A 21330-nucleotide genomic window follows, 5' to 3' on the forward strand; every position below is an offset into this window, starting at 1 on the left:
ATGAAATTTCAGTGTACTGCATAGCGATAAGATTGTTTCAACTTGTGATCCTATTTATGTTGGCAAAAACCTAAAAAAAATCCCCAACCGATCACTCTGTTGGGGATTTAATTTATCAGTATCGAAGGTACTTAAATCGCACTTTCGATCTTATGGCCTTTCGGCAGTTGGTGGGCGATACCCTTGTGGCAATCAATACAGGTATTGCCGTCTTCAATGGCCCGGCTATGAATACCGGCAGCGACCGACTTCTGGGTGCTGAAATCCATATACTCAAAGTTATGGCAGTTACGACACTCCTGCGAATCATTGGCTTTCATGCGATCCCATTCACGGGAGGCCATTTCAAACCGGTGATCCTCGAACTTCTGCGGCGTATCAACAATGCCTAGTGCTTTGGCATATAGCTCTTTCGAGGCTTGGATCTTACGCACCATTTTCGGTGCCCATTCTTTCGGTACATGACAATCTGGACAGGTCGCCCTGACACCACTGCTGTTGTTGTAATGAACCGTACCAACGTATTCTTGGTAGACGTTATTCTCCATTTCATGACAACTGATACAGAAGCTTTCCTGATTGCTGTACTCCATGGCGGTGTTAAAGCCCCCCCAGAGGATCACACCCGCGACAACACCCACGGTCAGGAGTGTGCCAATCGCAAAATGGCTGGGCTTTCTGAACCACTGCCAAAAACGCCGGATAATACCAGGTCGTTGACTCTCCATAGCCCCTCCTATTGGCCGAATTTACCAGCCGGTTTAAAAGTGTTCTCCACCAATGGAGCTGCATCGGCCTGCGATACATGGCACTGCAAACAGAAGTAACGGCGTGGTGCAACGTCACTCAAGATCTTGTTGTTGCTATCCATGTAGTGAGTTGGGCTAACCCTAGGGGCCCCCGTCCTTCGGTACTTATCGACATCATGACACTGTAAACAACCATTGTTGCTCGGGTTGATCTGCACCATATCCGTTGAGTGCGGGATCAAAGGGGGTTGATGAACATACTCCAATGCCAGTTTATCTTGCATTTTGGGCACCGGCTTGATTGGCGCAACGGTATTGGTATCCGCTATATCCTGCGCGCCACGCAGCGAGGTAACTTCTGCAAATGCGGCAAGGCTCACTACAGCCGCCAGCAGCGCAGACACAACATACTTACCCTTCATCTTTATTGGCTCCAATTCTTATTTTAAATTCCAACACTTCCTCGGAACAGACATCAATACAGCGTCCACAACTGATGCAATCTTGGCTCATCACCTTACGATCCCCACCTTTCAGTGGTTGTCTCAGCACTTCGGGTTCTGGGCACACGTTGTAGCAGTCCATGCATTTATTGCAGGCTTCCCGGTTGGTGGCGGTGATCCGCACTAAGCTCTTGCGGCCGATAACCCCGTATGTCGCGCCAAGCGGACATAAATGACCACACCAGCCATGCTCGACCAACACAAGATCGAGCAAGAACACCAGCAGGATAAGTACCCAGCCTGCGCCCATACCGAACACCAAACCACGGTGCAGCGCTGCAACAGGATCGATCCAGCTCCACAGCACCGTGCCGGAGACCGCACTGCCAAGCAGCAGTACGGGCAACAACCAGTAACGCAAGCTTGAAGGCCAACGATAACTGAGCTTGATACCCAGCTTACGGCGCAGCCATGCAGCTAAGTCTGTCACCATGTTCAATGGACACACCCAAGCACAAAACACCCGTGGCGCCAGCAAGGCATAAAACCCCACCACAATGGCACCACCGAGCAAGGCAGCCAGTTCAGGCCAGTGACCTGCTGCAATGGTCTGCAACAAGATCAACGGGTCAGTCAGTGGAACGGTATCGAACAGCGTGCTCGCTGACAGGTTGCCCCGCAGCACACCCAGTGTCGGGCCGATCATAAACAAGGCAATGATCAGCAACTGACAGCTGCGGCGCAGCAGCAAGAAGCGGTGGGCTTTCCACCAGCCCAGCGAGACGGTAGCCGCCTTACCGGCATCTTTAGCCAAATGCTTAGCCATTACTGACCTCCTCCACTGTTACCCGGCTTATGAGCAGGTAAAGTCAGATCCTCAGGGATCAGGCTTTCCCCTTTCTTGGCCTTCTCTTCCCAGCCAATCCGGTAATGATGACCCAGTTCCCCTTTTGCCAGTGCCGTTGGTACAACCTTGATAGCCGCTTCTTCCAGTACGCAAGCTTGCTCGCATTTACCGCAACCGGTACAGACATCGGAATGCACGGTCGGGATAAACTTGGCATGGTAGCCAGTACGTTGGTTGCGGATCGGCTCAAGGGTGATGGCTTCATCAATCAGCGGGCAAACCCGGTGGCAAACATCACACCGTAAACCCAGCCAGTTGAGGCAGGTTTCATGGTCAATCAATACCGCTGTCCCCATTCGGGAATCATCAATATCGGTCAGGCCATGATCCAGCGCGCCACTCGGGCAGGCTTCCACACAGGGAATGTCTTCACACATCTCACACGGTATCGTTCGGGCGGTAAAATACGGCGTACCCGATGCCACTGGCGACAGTAAACCTGCCAGTTTCAAAGTGTCATAAGGGCATGCTTGAACGCACAAGCCACAACGCAAACAAGCCTGTAAAAACTCTGGCTCAGGCAATGCGCCGGGCGGCCTAATCGGCACCCCGCTGCTGTCAGCCTTGCTTTGTTTGCTTTGTAGTCCGAGTACGGTCGCAGCCGCTCCTACACCCACCGCCGTTCGCGCGGCATCCCGAAGGAAACGGCGACGGCTTTCCGATGATTTGAGAGGTGAACGCTTCATTAGTCTGTTTCCAATCGTTAGGCTTTAACCACCTTCACCGCACATTTCTTGAAGTCCGTTTCTTTCGAAATTGGGTCGGTCGCATCAAGCGTGAGTTTGTTGGTCAGCTGCCCGGCATCAAAGAAAGGCATATATACCAAGCCTTGTGGTACCCGGTTACGCCCACGGGTTTCTACATGAGTCAGCACTTCGCCACGGCGCGAGACAATTTTCACTGCATCGCCACGGCGTAGTCCGCGCTCTTTGGCATCCAGAGGGTGCATATACAACACCGCATCAGGGAAAGAGCGATATAACTCAGGTACCCTGCGGGTCATCGAACCGGTATGCCAATGCTCCAATACCCGTCCAGTCGACAGCCATAGGTCGTAATCTTTGTCTGGTGATTCAGCTGCAGGTTCGTAAGGCAGGGCAAAAATGACCGCTTTCTTATCCGGCTTACCGTAGAACGAGTACTCTTCACCTTCTTTCACATACGGATCGTAGCCTTCGGAGTAACGCCAAACGGTTTCCTTGCCATCAACCACAGGCCAACGCAAGCCGCGGGATTGGTGATACATATCAAACGGTGCCAAGTCATGGGCATGGCCGCGGCCAAAGTAGGCGTATTCTTCAAACAAACCTTTTTGAACGTAGAAACCAAAATCGCGAGACTCATCATTCAATTGATCAGCGGCGATTTCATCGATCTTGAACTTATCGACCTTGCCGTTTTTGAACAGCACCTCGAATAAGGTTTTACCTTTGAGCTCTGGTTTCTTAGCGATCAACTCCTGCGGCCACACTTCCTCGACCTTGAAGCGCTTAGCAAATTCCATCAGCTGCCACAAATCAGATTTAGCTTCGCCCGGGGGAGAGATCTGCTGATGCCAGAACTGGGTACGGCGTTCGGCATTACCATAAGCCCCTTCTTTTTCCACCCACATCGCCGTTGGCAAAATCAAATCCGATGCCATTGCGGTTACTGTTGGGTAAGGGTCAGAAGTCACAATGAAGTTGGCCGGATCGCGATAGCCAGGCAAACGCTCTTCATTGATATTCGGGCCAGCCTGCATGTTGTTGTTACACATCACCCAATAGGCATTGAGCTTGCGATCTTTGAGCATCCGGTCTTGCAAAATAGCGTGGTAACCCGGTTTCGGCGGAATCGTGCCTTCAGGTATATCCCAATGGGTTTCACACATTTCGCGGTGTTTAGGATTCATCACCACCATATCGGCAGGCAGACGGTGGGCAAAGGTCCCGACTTCACGGGCAGTACCACAAGCAGAAGGCTGACCAGTCAGCGAGAATGGTCCGCAGCCCGGCTTGGAGATCTTACCGGTCAATAAATGGATGTTATAAATCAGGTTATTGGCCCACACACCACGGGTATGTTGGTTGAAACCCATGGTCCAGTAAGACACCACTTTGGTTTCAGGATTAGCATACATCTCAGCCAATTCATTAAGCTGATCTACCGGTACACCTGTCAGCTCAGAGGTATATTCGGCGGTATAGGTTGAGACAAACTTGGCGTAATCTTCAAAGCTCATCGGCGTTGAATCGCCGCTGCCCGGGTTTTTGGCCGCTTTCTCCAATGGGTGGGTAGGTCGCAAACCATAACCGATATCCGTCACACCCTTGCGGATATTAACGTGCTTATCCATGAAGTCCTGATTCACTTTGTCGTTCGCAATAATGTAATGGGCAACAAAGTTAAGGATGGCCAAGTCAGTCTGTGGCTTGAAGATGATTGGATTATCCGCCAGCTCATAGCTACGGTGGGTAAAGGTCGACAATACGGCCACTTTCACCTTGTCGGAAGACAAGCGGCGATCGGTCAGGCGGGTCCATAGGATCGGGTGCATCTCAGCCATGTTAGATCCCCAAAGCACGAAGGCATCGGCATGTTCAAGATCGTCATAGCTACCCATAGGTTCATCCATACCGAAAGTACGGGCAAAACCGACGACCGCAGAGGCCATACAGTGACGGGCATTGGGGTCAATATTGTTGGATCGGAAACCGGCCTTGTACAATTTGGCTGCTGCATAGCCTTCCCAGACTGTCCACTGACCAGATCCAAACATACCAACGGATGATGGGCCTTTTTCTTTCAGGGCCTGCTTGAACTTGTCCGCCATTACATCAAAGGCTTCATCCCAACTGACTGGGGTAAATTCACCTTCTTTGTGGTACTTACCGTCTCGCTTGCGCAATAACGGTTGAGTCAGGCGATCTTCTCCATACATGATCTTAGGCAAAAAATAGCCTTTGATACAGTTGAGGCCCTTGTTTACCGGCGCATCAGGATCACCCTGCGACGCCACCACTCGACCATTTTTGGTACCCACCAGCACACTACAGCCGGTACCACAGAAACGGCATGGGGCTTTATCCCACTTCACTTCCTGATCGTCGCCTGCAGCATTGGCCACCGACACAGGAATGGTTAATCCTGCTGCACTGGCTGCGGCTATCGCTGCATTGGCCTTTAAGAAACTACGTCTAGTAACTGTCATGTTACGCTTCCTTTAGCTCAGATTGTTCTTCCATTTGGTGGTAAACCAGCGTGGTATCGATCACCCCGGGCAATTGCTTGATCAAATCAAAGTGACCAACAATGTCGTTCTGCTGTTCGCCCTCAAGCACGACAACCAATTTTCCTGATTCACCAAAAATCGGCACTTCAGCCCCCGGTAGGCTTTCTATGGTTTCTTTTATTGATTCAAGCTGCTCAGCCACAACGTAAACAATCAAACTGCAGACATGGAAATCATTCACAACAAAGCCCCCCTTCAAGGCACACCACCGAACCCTTCCTAAAAAAGTAAAAGTGTGCTTTAGCATCGAGCCAGCACATACACTTACTTTTTCAGTGGTTATTGATTAATTTATGCCTAATCTGGACAGTTTGGATACCCATAAAGGGGTATAGGTGACATTGCTTGTTTTAGATCAATAAAGCAGCAATACCGAGCTCACATTAATGTAAATCAGGAAGTTACCCGCCTCAGGTATGAAGCGGTGAAAGGAATATTGAATGTTCTTTCTAAAGGTTATGGGTTAAAGGCTCATAGCCGCAAAAAATTTACCGCACCACCGTACTGCACCACTTGGCAAGATATGCCGCCAGTGTTACCGCATCGTTCTCAACGGGCATGGCATGCCCCATTGGGCTGAAAAACACCGGTTCAACCCCATAAAATTCCGCTGTAGATTCAACTTGTGAAACAGGAACCAACATATCTTCTTTTGCGCCAACCACCGCGACGGGGATATCCTGCAGGAAATTATCTCCAACAGGATGCGGCTCTAGAAATAGCCGAATATCTTCAGCCTTCAACTCAGAGAGTAGCGTATCCAATTGTTGCTGACTGGGCTTGCTGGCAAACAATGCATCGATGATAGCGTACCGATAATACGGATTGAGCAACGCCATATTCGGCATCGCCATCACCTGCCCGAGAACCATAGATAACACAGGATTATTAAACCACATGGCTTGGTTAAGTTGGCCGAAACCCTGAGGGGGCACCGATGCCATCAAAGCCATTCCGGCCAATTTAGCCCCCAAGGCCTCACGCTGGCAGACATGCTGGGCAATCAAGCCACCGAGAGAATACCCAACAACAACCGCGGGCTTTTTCTCTTGTTGGTAAACAAACTCAATAAACGCAGCAACATCTTCTATATGATCATCAAATGGCCGTGATGATAGCTTTGCTGTATTTTCCCCATGGCCGCGAAGCGTCAGAGAGTATGAAGAAAAACCACAAGTAGAAAAATAAGGCATGAGCTGATGAGTAAATAGCCGTCCACAGCTTAGAATGCCGTGGATAAATATCACAGGGGGGAGATCCGACTCTTGCTGACTATTTAAATAATAGTATTCAAACTCTCTTTCTGAATATCTCATCGACTGACTTTGCATTAAATCTCTCCACCTGATGATTTAATCATTGTAAAGTGGCAATAAAATAATTTGTTGGACTAAAGTAACAAAAAACATAAATATAAAATCAAAAAAACAAACGAAAGCATTTATTAGTCTCTCAATGTGCTATTAAAAACCATAAAACAATACCTATAACACACTGAAAAAATTGACTTAATAACACTTCCTTACAGCTATCCATATTTTAATAATAAAACTGTTTTATTTCTGTCATGTGGAATATTTATTCTCTGCCACCAACAATAATAAACCCCTTATTCAGAGGATAAAATGACAATTAAACGCACAGCAGTGGCATTATTCACTATGCTTGCTTTGGCAGGTTGTAACTCAGATTCGAGCAATGATGATGGAAAAACACTTCCGGTAGAGGGGCTAAAAGTCGCCTTCATGCCCGATATCCATTTCCATGATGTCTATGGTGATTTCCAAGATGGCTCCTTTGATGGCCTATACAACTCGGAAACCGGCCAAGGCGCAACCATTCGCACCATGAAGTCGCAATTGACGTCTACCCGCCTGTTCAACGAAAACTATTATGCCATGATAGCTGCGCTTGATGATGTCGTTGCACGCGGCATCAAATATGTTGCCCTTCCCGGCGACTTTAGTGACGATGGCCAACCAGTGCATATGCGTGGATTGGTAAAAATCTTTGACCAGTACCGCGAAATGCACGGTTTAGAATTCTTCGCCGCCCCGGGTAACCATGATCCTGTCCGTCCTTTTGCTAGGCCAAACGGCAAAGGGGATTACCTTGGTCACGACGGTAAACAACAGCGCATCTACAGCAAAGGGGCTAACGAATGTGTTGGTTACGAAGGTGACTGGACCATTATCAACGCGGGACATGAACTACCAACCATCTGTACCGAAGAGGTCAAAGAGTGGGGTTACAAGGAAATCATGGGGATCCTCAGCCACCACGGCTTTGATCCACAGCCGCATTACCAGTATTTCGAAACGCCTTATAGCTCAGATGAAGCGCGTGAAAATTACTCCTTCGATGTGGCATTGAAAGAAGCCAACTATGCCAACCGTATGTACGAGATCTGTCATGAAGGTACAGGCGGAGCATACAAAGAAGACGACTTTACCTCTTGCTCTATGGTACCTGACAGCACGTATTTGGTAGAGCCGGTCGAAGGCTTATGGCTAATGGCTATCGACGCCAATGTCTATCAGCCCAAAGCAAATACGACAGGTGGCACTGATAACCCAAATGATTACGAAGGTTCCAGTAACGCCGGTTATAACATGATGCTAACCCATAAAGAGCACGTCATCGAATGGATCAGCGACACAGTAAAAGCCGCGAAAGAGCAGAACAAAGTCCTGCTATCATTCAGCCACTTCCCGATGACTGACTTCTACAACGGCGCATCGGAAGAAATCGAAGATATCTTCGGTGAAGGCAACTTCCAGCTTAAACGCGTACCGGAAGACGACACCAGTAAAGCACTGGCACAAACTGGATTGAGCATCCATGTTGGTGGCCACATGCACTTCAACGACACGGGATTGAAGCAATACAACATCGACGGTGAGACCTATACCCTGTTCAACATCCAAGCGCCATCACTAGCAGGTTACATTCCTGCCTATAAGGTATTGGAGATCAAGCCTAACAGCCAAGTAGAAGTCGAAACCGTGGTGATTGAAGACGTCCCGCGCTTCAACGAACTGTTTGAGCATTATGCCGAAGAACATGATCATTTGGTTGAGTCAGATGCGAGTGAAATTTGGAACCGCGACATCCTAGATGCTGAGAATTACTATGATTTCACGGATTGGCATATCAAAGAGTTGACCCGCTTGCGCTTCCTGCCAAACGAGTGGCCAGAAGATATCAAAAACATGCTGTTTAACATGGATGGCAAACAAATGCTGATCATGTCCCAGCTAGAAACGGATATCACTGTTTGCCAGCTCAAGACCGCCCTTGGTCTTCCCTGTCAAGGTGCAAAAAACCAAGATGATTTGAATGATTTCATTCAAGACTGGAGCCGAGCAAAAGTGAAAGCGACAGAACTTGCCAATCAGCATGGTATGGCGTTGATTGACTTTGCTGAGTGGAATGGTGAAAAGTTAGCTGTCGATTTCTATCGCCTGCGTAACGCCGATGAACTGGCTTTCCGAGATATTGAGCCATCGCGCCTTCCGCAATACAAGCTATTAAGCGAAGAGCTCTACGAGATGGACACCGCCGTAAACTTTGATAACGCGAATAACGACGATACCCCAGTAGGCCAAGTCTTCAAAGTCCGCTTCGGTACCCTGTTCTACATCCTTGACCGTTTTGCGACCGGTGAAGCCAGTGACAACTTCCTGATCGACGTTGAACACGGCACCTTGACCGACCTCAAAACTGCCGTCGACCGCGAGAGCTTGCAATAAGTTTCTCGATATTTCGAAAGTAACATCGAGCCAAAGGGCAGGTTTTCCTGCCCTTTTTGTATTTCTGATGGAATATCAATCTATCTAGTTTGTGGCAAACAGACAAATCGAGTCTACTGGTTTTGCAACTTACTTTTTGATGAGCGATTGGCCCAGTTGATTAAGTTGAATGGTTCCTCCAATACCTTCGCCACCGGTTGCATGCCAAAAGTTTTGGGATTCAATTTCACCACTGTTGTAAGTCTTATGCTGGCCATCAGTGCGGGTAAAGTTAACAATATTAGAACTCAAATCAGCATCTAGGCTGGGTGTAAGCTGTTCTCGGGGTGAAAGCACAACAACCAAGCCCCGGAAGTCTTTTTGCGACTGTGTATAGTCAGGAGTGCGGGGAACAAAACTCTCGTCTCTACGCCACTGTTCCCAAATAGCTAGGCTGTCTGCATCCCAGATCCCGGCATGTTCACCCAATGGGTCACTGATATAGCCCGCTAGATACTTTTCAATCGCATTCATTTTGCTACCGGCTCCAGCCAAAATGCCATCAACGCCCCATTCCCAATGTGAAGTTGGAGGCGGAACAATAAAGTTTCCATACTGGTGGAACATCTCATGCATCGTGGCATCAAGGTGCATTGCTTTCATCACCTTGTTGTCATCATTCAGCGATGCATACAATACAGCAACCCCTTTCAATCTGCCTTCGGAACCAAAAGAGTGTGTATTATCAAAAACTGAACGCTTACCTAAGCCATTAACATGGTTACTGACAGATAAATATTGACCATAAGGCATACCTTCAGGTAAATCACTTCTATCGAGATAGACCCAAATAAAATCAAAGTCATCTTCAAACTGGCTGTATATTTTATTTGTCATTTCCGTGACGTTTTGATTTCCATCGTCGCTAAATAGATCGACGCTAGACCAAGAATTAAATTCTTCTTGGGAAACCTGATAAAGCGCGTAATTGTCATCTTGGCTGATGACCAATTCATCCTTGTGCTCAGGGGCTAATACTTGAATATAGATAAGGTGTCCTTGACTCCATTGTCCTTCACTATTTCTGACCTGCAAACTAATGACATAGGGAGAGCCGGGATCAGTGTGCATGACCGTTTCAGAAACCTTAGGAGCCGTAAAAGGCTGTTGAGGCCGTGTATTATCCTGCATGGTAAATATGCCTTCACCATTTGGTAAAGTTTGTGGCGTTAAGTCCCACCAGAAAAAATTATCTATTTCCTTACCATTTACATCATAGGAGTGGGCCTTAGCATCTAATACAAACTTCTCTCCTGATTTTACCGTAATAACCTCTCCATGAGGGTAAGAATCAATGGCTGCTCCGCCTACGGATGCCTTCACCGGATTAATAGGTGCTCCAATAACTACCCGACTAAATACCATCAAAAGGGTAAATAGCATGATAAACACCGGTGATATCGATAGTGTCCAGTTCCTTCTCATTATATGTTCTCCTAAAATAAAACCATCACCTGAAGACAAAGCAAATTCTGACTTCCATTTGATTTAATACTTGGAAACACATGAAAACAACTTGAAATAATTAATATTTTATCTTCCTGAACAAAGGTAACACTTTTTTAACATCGAAATTGCTCACCTCAATATATAACGGCCAACCATAAACACAATCTATTTAAATGCCATGTAGCTACCAAATTGAATTATGTTAGCCATCTAAAATTCGAGCCATCAAATTAATCAGCCAGCCCTGTTAATATTGGCATATGCTTTATTTAATAGATTGAATCACGATAAAGGGGTGGCTGATGAGCCACGAGGAGAATCACCGCTCGCACCGTGTTGGCTGGCTGCGTGCAGCGGTATTAGGTGCTAACGATGGCATCGTATCAACCGCCAGCCTGATCATTGGGGTAGCTGCTGCGAATGCAACCCAACATAGCGTCCTACTGGCCGGGATTGCTGGATTAGTTGCCGGTGCTATGTCAATGGCTGCCGGCGAATATGTATCGGTAAGCTCACAACTTGATACCGAAAAAGCTGACTTGGCTATTGAAAAACGTTCGCTAGAAGAAGATTACGAATTTGAGATAGATGAACTGGCACAAATTTACCAACACCGCGGGCTAGATCCTATATTGGCTCGGCAAGTAGCTGAAAAGCTTATGGAACATGATGCTCTCGGAGCCCATGCCCGGGATGAGATCGGACTGTCAGACAGTCAAGGGGCTAATCCAATACAGGCCGCAATGTTTTCTGCAGTAACCTTTACAATAGGAGCCTCTCTTCCTTTGGTGGTCGCATGGATTGCTCCGTTATCTCAGCTCATCCACTTGGTTGGCGGTTTCTCTCTATTATTTCTGGCTTCTCTCGGTGCAATTGCTGCCCGAGCTGGCGGAGCTTCAATGTCTATAGGCGCAATACGCGTCACATTCTGGGGGACTTTAGCCATGGCTCTGACAGCGTTGGTTGGTCAAGTCTTCGGGGTCGTTGCTTGATATTTGCAAAGCCTCAAATTTGCGAGTAATGAACAAAAAACAGCTGCAAATCTACCGTCATTTCACTCAAACTGCTTTGCTTCCCACACCGCTAGCACGACTAATCGCTTTTGGGCACATTCACTGCCAGTGTTAAATTTTCAACAGTGAGAGCTCATTGTTACTATGGCTAATCCGCACTTTCTGGCGCTGCTTCTGATTTGGCTTTTTATAACAACAAAACCCATCGTTGCTACGGCTTCTAATACTGACTCGAATTCATTAACCGTGACCACCTGGAACTTCAACTGGCTATCAGACGATAGACCCAAGGGAAAGCACTCAAACATCCCAATAAGAGCATCCAGCGACTATCTTGCATTGGCTAACATCATTAGTGGCATCTCACCTGACGTTCTCGCTTTTCAGGAAGTCGCCAATCCTCAGTCGATAGCAAAGCTTATCTCGCTTGAACAATACCAGCTTGAGTTTTCAAGTAGGAAAGCTAAAAGCAATCGCGAAATTTGGCCGCAGTTTGTCGGTTTTGCAATTCGAGAAGGACTAAATTACCAGCGCCACCCCGATCTCCATCAGCTGGACATTTGGGATAACCAGTATCTACGCTATGGCGTCGATATTTCGTTATACCAAGACGGTAAACCCGCGCTCAGGCTATTAGCCGTGCATCTTAAAAGCGGTTGTTACAGTAATCGTCATCGCAATAAGCACTGCACTACCCTGCGCAAGCAAATCGATGTATTAGCAAAGTGGGTGTCACAGCGCCAAGCCGAGCAACAGCCTTATATTATTTTGGGGGATTTTAATCGCCGATTGGCACAGAAAGGAGATAAATATTGGCAGGAGTTAACGTCTGAAGTGTTACCCGTTCCGGTTTTGATCACAGAAGGGCTAAAGAGCCAGTGCCGGTCACAAGCCTATAACAAGCGCAAACAACAATGGGAGGTAAGGCAATATCCCGAATTTATCGATCACTTCATTCTTGATGGCCGAATACAAGAAAAGGATACCCAAGTATCCTTTTATGAACATCTCTACTCAGACCAACAGCTTAAACAGATCCAACTCAGTGACCACTGCCCGCTATCTATCTCACTGCAGCTCTAAGGCTGGCCATCGACGGTTTTAACCCCTTCTGGGATCTGATACCAGTCTTGTTTTTCACTAACCCAAATATGTACAGTCGGCTGGTACAAGATGGAGGCTGAGTCCTGATGTGACTTGAGTTTCAGTTTGATCTTCTCTGGCACATTCGGATCGTAATGGTAAACACGATTTCCGCAGTCTGGGCAGAATTTAGCAGCACTGACACCACCACTGTCAGTGGGTCGAGACCACTCTTTCATCTCACCCTTAAACTCGATGGATGATGCCGCAACAATCGCTGTCACACTGAACGGAGCTGTCGCTAGGGTCTGGCATGCTTGACAATGGCAGGCGGCGACCATTAATGGCGCTTCTTTGAGGGTATAGCTCACTTGACCACATTGGCATTGGCCGGTAATGGGATAGGCTTGTTGAGTCATTTTGCTTCCTTTCTGCTTTAATTCTCTGTCTATCATGACGTTATAACCCAACAACCGCAAGATACGCAGTTTCTCTTGCCCTTCAACTCAGGCTTTCTGGCTTTTAAAACCCCGTGCCAAGCGTTGATATACCCAATGCAAAAATATAGAAGTCACTGACATTTTGGGAGTATCAAAATAAATAATTAAATGGGAGTTCTAACTAACAGACTTAATTATTATTGAATATGGCGTTAATTAATATTGACCAACATCCGTACCAACCCAAATAATTTTGTGATCTACCTCTCAGAATCTTCTTGCCAACAACAGAGATAATTCACGCCAGAAAATAAATAACGAAGAATCATAAAAGAAGTGGATATATGAAATATAAAAGCTTGTTACTACCATTGTCATTTGCTATTTCCGCAACAGCATTAGCCGGGGGACATCGCGAGCCTTACCAAGCGCAGTCAGAGTTAATCAATAAAAGTTTCTCTGAGCAACAAGCCCCTGAGATACGTATTGCGACTTTTAATATGGCTGCAGCCCGAGTTTCATCATTAACCGAGATAGCAAAAGCGATTAAAGCCCTTGACGCCGATATTATAGCTGTTCAAGAGGTTGATGTATTAACGGCTCGAAGTGGAAACGTCAATCAACCAAAGAAGCTAGCAGAACTGACTGGGTTGAATATAGAGTTTGGCAGAGCCATTGACTTTGATGGTGGGCAATATGGTCTAGCCATCGCTTCTAAATACCCTTTTCTCAACACTGAAATTATTGAGCTTCCTTCAGGTAATAGAGAGCAGCGAATAGCATTTGAAGCAAATATTGATGTTCCAGGTTTTGAGGCTCCTATTACAGTTTATAATACTCATCTTGATACTAAAGAAGATCCGTCCATGCGAGTGGATCAAGTTCGTTCACTGAATGATACAGCAATCGATACTCGTGGTATTAAAATTTTGATGGGTGACATGAACGATGTACCACAGTCCATCACCTATCAAGAGTTGTCACGTTACTGGAATAACCTTGAAGACGGAAGTGTAGATTTTCGTAGTTGGCCTGCAAGTAATCCTGAAATCCAAGTGGATTATGTCATGACAGGTAAAGCTCAAAAGTGGAAAATTAAAGAGGTTGCCGTACCACAGAACAATACTAAGTATGCTGACTTTAATTGGCCTGCCGTTACAGATCACTTACCAATAATTGTCGAAATGAAAATGATTGAACAGTAGTTGTATCCTTCGCCCTACAAACCAATTTAATAAATAAAAAAACGTATTGTAAAAAGTAAAACCGAATAGGTGGAGAGTCAACATGAAGATTTTAGCGATACCCGGGAAAATGCCAGCGACTCAATCATGGCTAGAAGATATTATCGATGAAACACCTTGGAAAAATGAAGACGTTGATATTCATCGTTATAATGCATGGGATAACAAGAGTGAATTCAGCATACAAGAAGAAGTCGAATGCCTCCCTTCAGGACATTATGATGTAGTCATTACGAAATCCATAGGAACACTGATCACTTTAAAAGCGTTGCAAAAGATCAGCTGGGATCGATTAGTTTTTATCGGTATTGCTTGGAGTTTGTATTCAAACAAAGAGAAGGAATTGTTGCCGACTTTAAATAACCAAGGCTTACCTGTTTTGATTATCCAAGAAGAGCAAGATCCTTTTGGATCATATAAAGAAATCAACCATGTACTTCTAGGCATGGAGCATATCACATGTGTTGAAGTCGCTGGTGAACATCATCAATATCCAGACACCGATCAAGTCGGTGGAATAATCACCGAGTGGTTAAGTCAATAATACTCCTCTATTAAAAATAGAATAACTAAATTATCAATTTTTGATAATGGCGTGTCATTACTATAAAAATGACACGCTTTTTTACATTCAAAATATATAAAAAGGACGGGCCGCAAAGCCCGCCAAATGACAAGGATAGGAATAATATAAGTAGAACAATTTCTTGCGCTACGAATATAATACTCAATAATAATTTAGATAAAACAATTAAAAATGAAAAGTAGTATTGCAAATTAGAGTGTATTATTTATTACACTTCCTTGAATATATAGGCTTAACCTTCCCTATTTGATAAGCCAAACAGGAAATATTATTCCGAACTATAATGGCTGTTTTATTAAAGATGATATAGGAAGAAACGGGCAGAATTAGTGTTCCACCCGTCAGTGCATTACGGCTTTTTATTTCGCAAGGTAAGCTTCAAGCTCTTCACTACCACCAATGTGGTTACCACCGATAAATACCTGCGGCACTGTGCTGCGACCAGAGATAGCACGTAGACTAACAGTTGTCGCATCTTTGCCTAATACGACCTCTTCATACTGTAGACCTTCATCGAGAAGTTGTTGCTTCGCTTTAGCACAGAATGGACAACCCGGTTTAGTAAACACAGTGATTGATTCTTGTAGCTTATGCTGCGGAGCAATGTACGCCAACATAGTATCGGCATCAGAAACGTTGAACGGGTCACCCGGCTCGTCGTTTTCAATAAACATCTTCACTACGACGCCATCTTTGACCAACATGCTGTAACGCCATGAACGATCACCGAAGCCTAGCTCTTTTTTCGCGACAAGCATGCCCATACCTTTAGAAAACTCACCATTACCGTCAGGGATAAAAGTGATATTTTCAGCTTCTTGATCTGCTTTCCACGCGTTCATAACAAAGGTGTCATTCACTGAGACACAAAGAATATCGTCAACACCGTGCTCAGTGAAAACTGACGCAAGTTCATTGTACCGAGGAAGGTGCGAACTTGAACAAGTCGGTGTAAACGCACCAGGCAATGAAAAAACGATAACGGTTTTATTGGCGAATAATTCTTCTGTAGTGATGTCTATCCACTGATCACCCTGACGGGTATGGAAAGTTACCTGTGGTACTGCTTGACCTTCTTTAGACTCGAACATAATCCATTCCTTAAATTTTAATCAGAATATATTACAACTGAAACTAAATATTATGTTCCCTGTTGATGAGACCAGTATGCTCTTTTACCAACTTAGGTCAAGCTGATTAAATCTAACGACGTAAATGTAGCTACCCTACCTATGTTAACTCCGACAACTCTTTTGAGAGGCTTTCTAATTTTCTCTTTTCTTTATGTATTTTCTCTTGATACTTTTTAATCTTGCTTTGATTTCCAGATTGTTCCGCTTCATTTAGGTCAGACCGATACTCAGAAAGATTCTGTTCACTTTCTTCAATTTTTTCAACGAGCTTCCTTTTTATTCCCTCATCACTACAGTTTGACTTCGCAGCTTTTAGGGCTTTTTTCAGCCCATCAATCTTATATTGATTATTTGATTCTTTTGCTTTTTCGATTTTATACTCCAACTCACAAAACGTTCTCTCACAGCCTGTCAATCCCGCGCAATTAAGGGATGCAATACTATTAAATGAAATAGTGAATAAAAATAGCATCGCAGATTTCGCATATATATTCATCGGTCACCTTTTATAGATATGATATTAACGTTAAAACGCTTAGGTATATCATGTTGATTACACAACATACGCATGCCTGTAAAGCATCTCTTTTCATTTATCAGCTCAGTATCTAAATAAACCATCACTCTTACTTCGGACAATGCCCTTATTCGACGAACCGAAACGATAAGACTAATACCACAACATGCATGGCCGCTAGAGGTGGGCGGATTGAAGGGAATTTGCCAAAATCACTAGGCTAGCGTGGTTTACGGCTAGACTTAAGACAAGCAAATAACAACAAGTGTGGAGAAGCGTGATGAGCTATGAGCATATATTAGTCGCTGTTGATTTATCTCAATCCAGCCAGATAGTGATTGATAAAGCAGTCTCATTAGCTAAAGGGACTAATTGCAAACTATCCTTCGTAAATGTCGGCGTTAATAGGGTTGTTTTGGAACAAAAAGAAAAACTCACACTAGAGAAAGAGTTACAGGCTCTAGCAGAAAAGTGCAGCCACCCAGTAACAGACACCTTCGTTGTGGTTGGCGATCTCCATATCAAACTCTCTGGGATCGTGAAAGAAATGGATATCGACCTCGTGGTTTGCGGCCATCATCATAAATTCTTCAGCCGTCTCTTCTCATCTGTTCCCAAGCTGGCCAATGCCGTTGAAGCCGACTTATTGGTGGTTTATCTCAAACAGTGATGGCCGTGGTTGCACAAATTGTAATCGTCCAGCTAAAAGGTTTTTTTAGCTGGACTGTCGGCGTTATCTCTTCTGACACGTACCATCCAGTGGAAAAACAAAAAATTCGCTTACTTTATGACAGAAGGTGTAGCCGAATTAATGCAGAAAAAATTTTTTTGTCATTTTGACACAAACACCAATCGCATTTACTTGTCACCGCACCTCCAACCTTGTTGTAACATACCACCAAATATCTTTACAATGCGCTTCAAAGCGATATTGTCACTATTCAGGCTATAACTATAAGAAATATATAACATTCCTTATATAACTTACATAATATAGGACTAAAATAGATAACTCTTTATATTGTTGTTTTGTATTGTAAACTGAATTTAATGTGATAATATCATATTCAATATTATCTTTATTTAACATAAAAGCTCATAAAATAATTTAGAGTTTAATAAAACATGTAAAACTTATTTTTTGAATTTACTTGTTGTCATGCCTATCTAAATAACCTATCAATATATGCAGAGCTTGTTTACCTTCAGATATGAAGTGTTTTCAGAACAATCAATTAATTCAGTCGATTGGATTCCACTCATTATATATTTTAAAATATGATGAGTATTAAACTTCATATCAGAAGGTCGACACCCTTAGTAAAATGGAATATAAGCATTTAAGGATAAAAAGTTTTATTTAATATATTGGGTAATAAGATGGATCCTGTAATCAAGAATAAATACACTCTAGAAAGTACTGTTACTACACTGCTATCACCTATTGCTTCCTCTTTAGTTAATAATTTTAGTCCAAAATCATTTGGTAAACTATTTAAAGCATTAGCAAAATTTTCTGATGCCGAAAACAAGCCAATGTTACTAGATGCTGCGGAAATGTGTTCAAACCAAGACCCCCAAGTTATTGGCTGGCTCCGTGCATTAAAAAAACTATCACCTACGTGTCAAAAGAAATTGATTCAAAACTTAATCATTAATCATGCCGTTATTGGTGGTAAGCAGCGTGAATCAAACAAAGAGAAGTACGGTACTAATATTCCATGGTTAGTTCTGCTTTCACCAACCTATCAGTGTAACCTAGAGTGTATTGGTTGTTACTCAATGCTGTATGGCCATAAGTATCACATCACTAGAGATGAGATGTTCAACATACTGACTCAATTCTATAACTTAGGCGTGAGATTCTTCACCTTTACGGGTGGTGAACCTTTTGTAACCCCGTATATTTTCGAAATCTTTGAAGAGTTTAACGATTGTTACTTCATGATCTACACCAATGGCACTCTACTGAAAGAGAAAAAGGTTCAGCGATTAGCAGAACTTGGCAATGTTGCAATTACAATCTCTATCGAAGGTGGTGAGGAATATACTGACTGGCGTCGTGGTAAAGGTGTGTTCCAGAAAACTTGTGAAACACGTGCACTATTAAAAAAATACGGTGTATTGACTGGTGCTTCAGTGATGGCAACTCGTGATAACCACTCCGAAATCATGGGTAATGAATTCTGGGACTTTTTGGTTGGTCAAAACGTAGAATACGTTTGGACATTTCAGTATATGCCAACTGGCGCTGACGCCAATATTGAGCTAGTGCCTACAGCGGAGCAACGCTATGAACGCTTCCACAAACTCGAAGCAATGCGAACAGACGGTAAGTTTGCTTTCTTAGCTGACTTCTGGAATCACGGCTTCTTGGTGAACGGTTGTATGTCTGGTGGTTCAAATTACATGCACATCAACGCGAAAGGTGGTGCTGAACCATGTGTATTCCAACCATACGCCGCTGATAACGTCCGTGATAAACCTATTCTTGAAATCCTTCGCTCTAAGTTCTTCGAAGGCTATAAGAAAGACATTCCGTTCAACGATAACTTAATGCAACCATGCCCAATTATCGATAATCCTCAAGAGTTTCGCTCTCACATTCAGAATGTAGGCGCCGAACCTCAATACGAAGGTGCAGACGGCTACTTGAAATTTGCTGATGAGCTGGACCAAATTGCCAAGGAATGGGAAAAATATGCAATCAAGATTTGGAAAAACGAAGGCTACGGCGATCAGTATAAGGCAGAACATGGCTGTTACACCGTAGAAGGTCGTGGTTGCGGTCATCACAAATAATTAGTGATTTCTAATTAATATAGACTTCAATGCTAAATCAGATAATAGTAATACCGAGTACTTTAAAGTACTCGGTTTTTTACTTTGATAAGAGCATTTTCAGTGTAAAACATTATTGCTTATCAATATGACAAAGTGTCATTTTTGACTTAGCTAATTGTTTCCATCACGCAGTAAGGGCACACTGTGGATATTCTCTCTCACCTTCACCCCCACCGCTCTCATTGTATTTACCAAAACAAAAAAGCCCCAGTACTATATTAATACTGGGGCAAAAGGTTCGAATAAACACTCAACAACAACACTTAGAGCATTAAGCTATTGGCCAATGCTCTAAGTAGATATGGTTTGCCTGCCAATCAACTTTATCTGGATTGTCAGCAAGCAGCATTTTGGCAACGGTGAAAGAAAACTCAAAGCTTACGCCGAGTCCTCTTCCGGTAATGAACTGATCAGATACCACCACCTTGCGCTCCACATACTCACCATCAGCAAACTTCTCAGCCAATTTGTCGCCAGTGGTATAACAGCGGCCTTCTAGCAAACCATGCGCGGCAAGTACTTTCGCACCCGATGAACACAATGCACAGATAAATTTTCCACCAGCAATGTGTTGTTTTAGAAACTCAATCACCATTGGGTTCTGAGTAAGGTTATCAGTACCTTGCGGGCCACCCGGCATCATGACAGCGTCATAGCGCTTATCGAAGCAGTTATTTAGCGTATCATCTGCCTGAATACGTGTTTCAAAGTAGGTCTTTAATGCCGTTGTTTCCATACACGAAAGTACATCAACCTTAATATCAAGACGCCGCATGATATCAATAAAGACCACCGCTTCACCTTCTTCAAAACCATCGGCCAATAACACCGCAACATGCTTCTCTGTCATCACTTCACACTCATCATATAATCTTGGTTGAACGAACCAAGCCACACCAACCCATTGTTAGGGGGAACTGAGCAGGCGTAGCCTAATAGGGTGCAGAGGGCGCAACCTATCAGTGGTTACATACAACGTTATAACTTGCCAGCACTGCCACAAACGGTAATTTTTTCCATCACCACTTTTTTCATCGCTTCTTTACCAGGCACAATATAGTGACGAGGATCGTTAGCATTCGGGTTGTCGATAAAGTACTGCTTAACAGCATCAGAGAAAGCAATTTTCAGCTCTGTAGCCACATTTACTTTGGTAATACCCAATTCAATACAGCGACGCACATCTGCATCTGGCACTCCTGATGCGCCATGTAATACCAGTGGCACATCGACTTTACTGCGGATCATACCGAGGCGATCGAAATCAAGACGAGGCTCTTCTTTGTACATACCGTGCGCAGTACCAATAGCAATAGCCAGAGAATCAATACCAGTACGGTTAACAAACTCAACAGCGGCATCTGGGTCGGTATACATCGCATCTTTTTCATCAACAATCAGATCATCTTCTTGACCACCCAAGCGACCCAATTCCGCTTCAACCGAACAATCCCAACGATGACAAAAAGAAACAACCTTCTTCACCAAATCGATGTTTTCTTCAAAGTTAAAGTGAGAGCCATCGATCATTGCTGACTTGATCCCTGTTTCCACTTTCTTCTGGATATCAGAAAAAGATTCATGATGATCGAGGTGTAACGAAATCGGTGTTTTGTATCGCTTGGCAGCTTCTTGACAAATGCCAACCAAGTAATCAGTACCAGCATAGGAATACGTGCCAGGTGTACCTGCAAGAATAACCGGAGAAGCCATTTCAGCCGCAGTTTCAAGTACGACTTGAACGGTTTCCAAGTTATGAATATTAAAAGCAGGAACGGCATAACCGCCTAACTGCGCCTTGTGTAACATTTCGCGAGAAGAAACCAGAAACATATAAAACCTCAAAACCTTCGTTAGCTT

General features: G+C 44.4%; 20 protein-coding genes. 7 read left to right on the forward strand and 13 right to left on the reverse strand.

The window, feature by feature from the left end:
- Positions 1-131: 131 nt before the first annotated feature.
- The 7 genes from napC to L4D79_RS07430 all read right to left on the reverse strand — a co-directional run bounded on the left by napC (position 132) and on the right by L4D79_RS07430 (position 6701).
- The gene (napC, locus tag L4D79_RS07400) at positions 132-728 is read right to left on the reverse strand and encodes a cytochrome c-type protein NapC (protein WP_428649407.1); all 597 of its coding nucleotides are present in this window, start codon (positions 726-728) and stop codon (positions 132-134) included.
- A gap of 8 nt (positions 729-736) precedes the next feature.
- Positions 737-1171: a nitrate reductase cytochrome c-type subunit gene (locus L4D79_RS07405; RefSeq protein WP_428649410.1), complete on the reverse strand. Its 435-nt coding sequence runs from the start codon at positions 1169-1171 to the stop codon at positions 737-739.
- Positions 1161-2018 (reverse strand): quinol dehydrogenase ferredoxin subunit NapH, encoded by an 858-nt coding sequence (gene napH, locus L4D79_RS07410; RefSeq protein ID WP_428649412.1) that lies wholly within the window; start codon positions 2016-2018, stop codon positions 1161-1163. Before napH ends, L4D79_RS07405 begins: the two co-directional genes overlap by 11 nt.
- Entirely contained in the window at positions 2018-2785 is a 768-nt protein-coding gene (napG, locus tag L4D79_RS07415; RefSeq protein WP_428649415.1) for a ferredoxin-type protein NapG, read from the reverse strand. Before napG ends, napH begins: the two co-directional genes overlap by 1 nt.
- Positions 2786-2802: 17 nt before the next feature.
- Positions 2803-5289, reverse strand: coding sequence for a nitrate reductase catalytic subunit NapA (gene napA, locus L4D79_RS07420; RefSeq protein WP_428649417.1), 2487 nt, complete (start codon positions 5287-5289; stop codon positions 2803-2805).
- A gap of 1 nt (position 5290) precedes the next feature.
- On the reverse strand, positions 5291-5551 hold the full coding sequence (locus L4D79_RS07425; RefSeq protein ID WP_428649418.1) for a chaperone NapD: 261 nt from the start codon (positions 5549-5551) through the stop codon (positions 5291-5293).
- A gap of 307 nt (positions 5552-5858) precedes the next feature.
- On the reverse strand, positions 5859-6701 hold the full coding sequence (locus L4D79_RS07430) for an alpha/beta hydrolase (RefSeq protein WP_428649420.1): 843 nt from the start codon (positions 6699-6701) through the stop codon (positions 5859-5861).
- 294 nt (positions 6702-6995) lie between these two features.
- Here L4D79_RS07430 and L4D79_RS07435 point away from each other — a divergent pair, with 294 nt between their 5' ends.
- Positions 6996-9122 (forward strand): metallophosphoesterase, encoded by a 2127-nt coding sequence (locus tag L4D79_RS07435; protein WP_428649422.1) that lies wholly within the window; start codon positions 6996-6998, stop codon positions 9120-9122.
- A gap of 129 nt (positions 9123-9251) precedes the next feature.
- Here the strand turns inward: L4D79_RS07435 and L4D79_RS07440 are convergent, their stop codons facing one another.
- Positions 9252-10586 (reverse strand): hypothetical protein, encoded by a 1335-nt coding sequence (locus tag L4D79_RS07440; protein ID WP_428649424.1) that lies wholly within the window; start codon positions 10584-10586, stop codon positions 9252-9254.
- Positions 10587-10912: 326 nt separating this feature from the next.
- Between L4D79_RS07440 and L4D79_RS07445 the strand changes: the two genes are divergently transcribed.
- Complete coding sequence (locus tag L4D79_RS07445) at positions 10913-11602, forward strand: VIT1/CCC1 transporter family protein (protein WP_428649426.1); 690 nt, start codon at positions 10913-10915, stop codon at positions 11600-11602.
- A gap of 165 nt (positions 11603-11767) precedes the next feature.
- Positions 11768-12706 carry an endonuclease/exonuclease/phosphatase family protein gene (locus L4D79_RS07450; RefSeq protein ID WP_428649429.1) on the forward strand — a complete coding sequence of 313 codons (939 nt, stop codon included), beginning with the start codon at positions 11768-11770 and terminating at the stop codon, positions 12704-12706.
- Here the strand turns inward: L4D79_RS07450 and L4D79_RS07455 are convergent.
- Positions 12703-13125 carry a GFA family protein gene (locus L4D79_RS07455; RefSeq protein WP_428649432.1) on the reverse strand — a complete coding sequence of 141 codons (423 nt, stop codon included), beginning with the start codon at positions 13123-13125 and terminating at the stop codon, positions 12703-12705. The genes L4D79_RS07450 and L4D79_RS07455 overlap by 4 nt on opposite strands.
- 365 nt (positions 13126-13490) lie before the next feature.
- On the opposite strand from L4D79_RS07455, the gene L4D79_RS07460 reads away from it, so the two are divergent.
- Both L4D79_RS07460 and L4D79_RS07465 read left to right on the forward strand, forming a co-directional pair.
- Positions 13491-14351: an endonuclease/exonuclease/phosphatase family protein gene (locus L4D79_RS07460; protein WP_428649435.1), complete on the forward strand. Its 861-nt coding sequence runs from the start codon at positions 13491-13493 to the stop codon at positions 14349-14351.
- An 82-nt stretch (positions 14352-14433) separates the two neighbouring features.
- Complete coding sequence (locus L4D79_RS07465; RefSeq protein ID WP_428649437.1) at positions 14434-14934, forward strand: hypothetical protein; 501 nt, start codon at positions 14434-14436, stop codon at positions 14932-14934.
- 401 nt (positions 14935-15335) lie between these two features.
- Here L4D79_RS07465 and L4D79_RS07470 read toward each other — a convergent pair whose 3' ends face one another.
- Together L4D79_RS07470 and L4D79_RS07475 are read right to left on the reverse strand one after the other, a co-directional pair.
- Positions 15336-16067, reverse strand: a complete 732-nt coding sequence (locus L4D79_RS07470) for a glutathione peroxidase (protein ID WP_428649439.1) — start codon at positions 16065-16067, stop codon at positions 15336-15338.
- A 139-nt stretch (positions 16068-16206) separates the two neighbouring features.
- On the reverse strand, positions 16207-16605 hold the full coding sequence (locus L4D79_RS07475) for a DUF1090 domain-containing protein (protein WP_428649442.1): 399 nt from the start codon (positions 16603-16605) through the stop codon (positions 16207-16209).
- A 301-nt stretch (positions 16606-16906) separates the two neighbouring features.
- Between L4D79_RS07475 and L4D79_RS07480 the strand changes: the two genes are divergently transcribed.
- A complete protein-coding gene (locus L4D79_RS07480) occupies positions 16907-17296 on the forward strand; it encodes a universal stress protein (RefSeq protein ID WP_428649445.1) in 390 nt (129 codons plus the stop codon).
- Between the two features lie 710 nt (positions 17297-18006).
- A complete protein-coding gene (locus L4D79_RS07485; RefSeq protein WP_428649447.1) occupies positions 18007-19428 on the forward strand; it encodes a radical SAM/SPASM domain-containing protein in 1422 nt (473 codons plus the stop codon).
- Between the two features lie 313 nt (positions 19429-19741).
- On the opposite strand, the gene L4D79_RS07490 is transcribed toward L4D79_RS07485, so the two are convergent.
- Both L4D79_RS07490 and L4D79_RS07495 read right to left on the reverse strand, forming a co-directional pair.
- The gene (locus L4D79_RS07490; protein ID WP_428649450.1) at positions 19742-20320 is read right to left on the reverse strand and encodes a DJ-1/PfpI family protein; all 579 of its coding nucleotides are present in this window, start codon (positions 20318-20320) and stop codon (positions 19742-19744) included.
- Positions 20321-20448: 128 nt separating this feature from the next.
- Positions 20449-21303, reverse strand: coding sequence for a tagatose bisphosphate family class II aldolase (locus L4D79_RS07495; RefSeq protein ID WP_428649453.1), 855 nt, complete (start codon positions 21301-21303; stop codon positions 20449-20451).
- Positions 21304-21330 lie beyond the last annotated feature (27 nt).

It is taken from the genome of Photobacterium satsumensis, from assembly GCF_050336935.1.
In the GTDB taxonomy this organism is placed as follows: Bacteria; Pseudomonadota; Gammaproteobacteria; order Enterobacterales; family Vibrionaceae; genus Photobacterium; species Photobacterium satsumensis.

Bases quoted from the DNA above. Each gene is read 5' to 3' on its own strand.
- napC (WP_428649407.1), bottom strand. From the start codon at position 728: ATGGAGAGTCAACGACCTGGTATTATCCGGCGTTTTTGGCAGTGGTTC.
- L4D79_RS07405 (WP_428649410.1), bottom strand. From the start codon at position 1,171: ATGAAGGGTAAGTATGTTGTGTCTGCGCTGCTGGCGGCTGTAGTGAGC.
- napH (WP_428649412.1), bottom strand. From the start codon at position 2,018: ATGGCTAAGCATTTGGCTAAAGATGCCGGTAAGGCGGCTACCGTCTCG.
- napG (WP_428649415.1), bottom strand. From the start codon at position 2,785: ATGAAGCGTTCACCTCTCAAATCATCGGAAAGCCGTCGCCGTTTCCTT.
- napA (WP_428649417.1), bottom strand. From the start codon at position 5,289: ATGACAGTTACTAGACGTAGTTTCTTAAAGGCCAATGCAGCGATAGCC.
- L4D79_RS07430 (WP_428649420.1), bottom strand. From the start codon at position 6,701: ATGCAAAGTCAGTCGATGAGATATTCAGAAAGAGAGTTTGAATACTAT.
- L4D79_RS07435 (WP_428649422.1), top strand. From the start codon at position 6,996: ATGACAATTAAACGCACAGCAGTGGCATTATTCACTATGCTTGCTTTG.
- L4D79_RS07440 (WP_428649424.1), bottom strand. From the start codon at position 10,586: ATGAGAAGGAACTGGACACTATCGATATCACCGGTGTTTATCATGCTA.
- L4D79_RS07445 (WP_428649426.1), top strand. From the start codon at position 10,913: ATGAGCCACGAGGAGAATCACCGCTCGCACCGTGTTGGCTGGCTGCGT.
- L4D79_RS07450 (WP_428649429.1), top strand. From the start codon at position 11,768: ATGGCTAATCCGCACTTTCTGGCGCTGCTTCTGATTTGGCTTTTTATA.
- L4D79_RS07455 (WP_428649432.1), bottom strand. From the start codon at position 13,125: ATGACTCAACAAGCCTATCCCATTACCGGCCAATGCCAATGTGGTCAA.
- L4D79_RS07460 (WP_428649435.1), top strand. From the start codon at position 13,491: ATGAAATATAAAAGCTTGTTACTACCATTGTCATTTGCTATTTCCGCA.
- L4D79_RS07465 (WP_428649437.1), top strand. From the start codon at position 14,434: ATGAAGATTTTAGCGATACCCGGGAAAATGCCAGCGACTCAATCATGG.
- L4D79_RS07470 (WP_428649439.1), bottom strand. From the start codon at position 16,067: ATGTTCGAGTCTAAAGAAGGTCAAGCAGTACCACAGGTAACTTTCCAT.
- L4D79_RS07475 (WP_428649442.1), bottom strand. From the start codon at position 16,605: ATGAATATATATGCGAAATCTGCGATGCTATTTTTATTCACTATTTCA.
- L4D79_RS07480 (WP_428649445.1), top strand. From the start codon at position 16,907: ATGAGCTATGAGCATATATTAGTCGCTGTTGATTTATCTCAATCCAGC.
- L4D79_RS07485 (WP_428649447.1), top strand. From the start codon at position 18,007: ATGGATCCTGTAATCAAGAATAAATACACTCTAGAAAGTACTGTTACT.
- L4D79_RS07490 (WP_428649450.1), bottom strand. From the start codon at position 20,320: ATGACAGAGAAGCATGTTGCGGTGTTATTGGCCGATGGTTTTGAAGAA.
- L4D79_RS07495 (WP_428649453.1), bottom strand. From the start codon at position 21,303: ATGTTTCTGGTTTCTTCTCGCGAAATGTTACACAAGGCGCAGTTAGGC.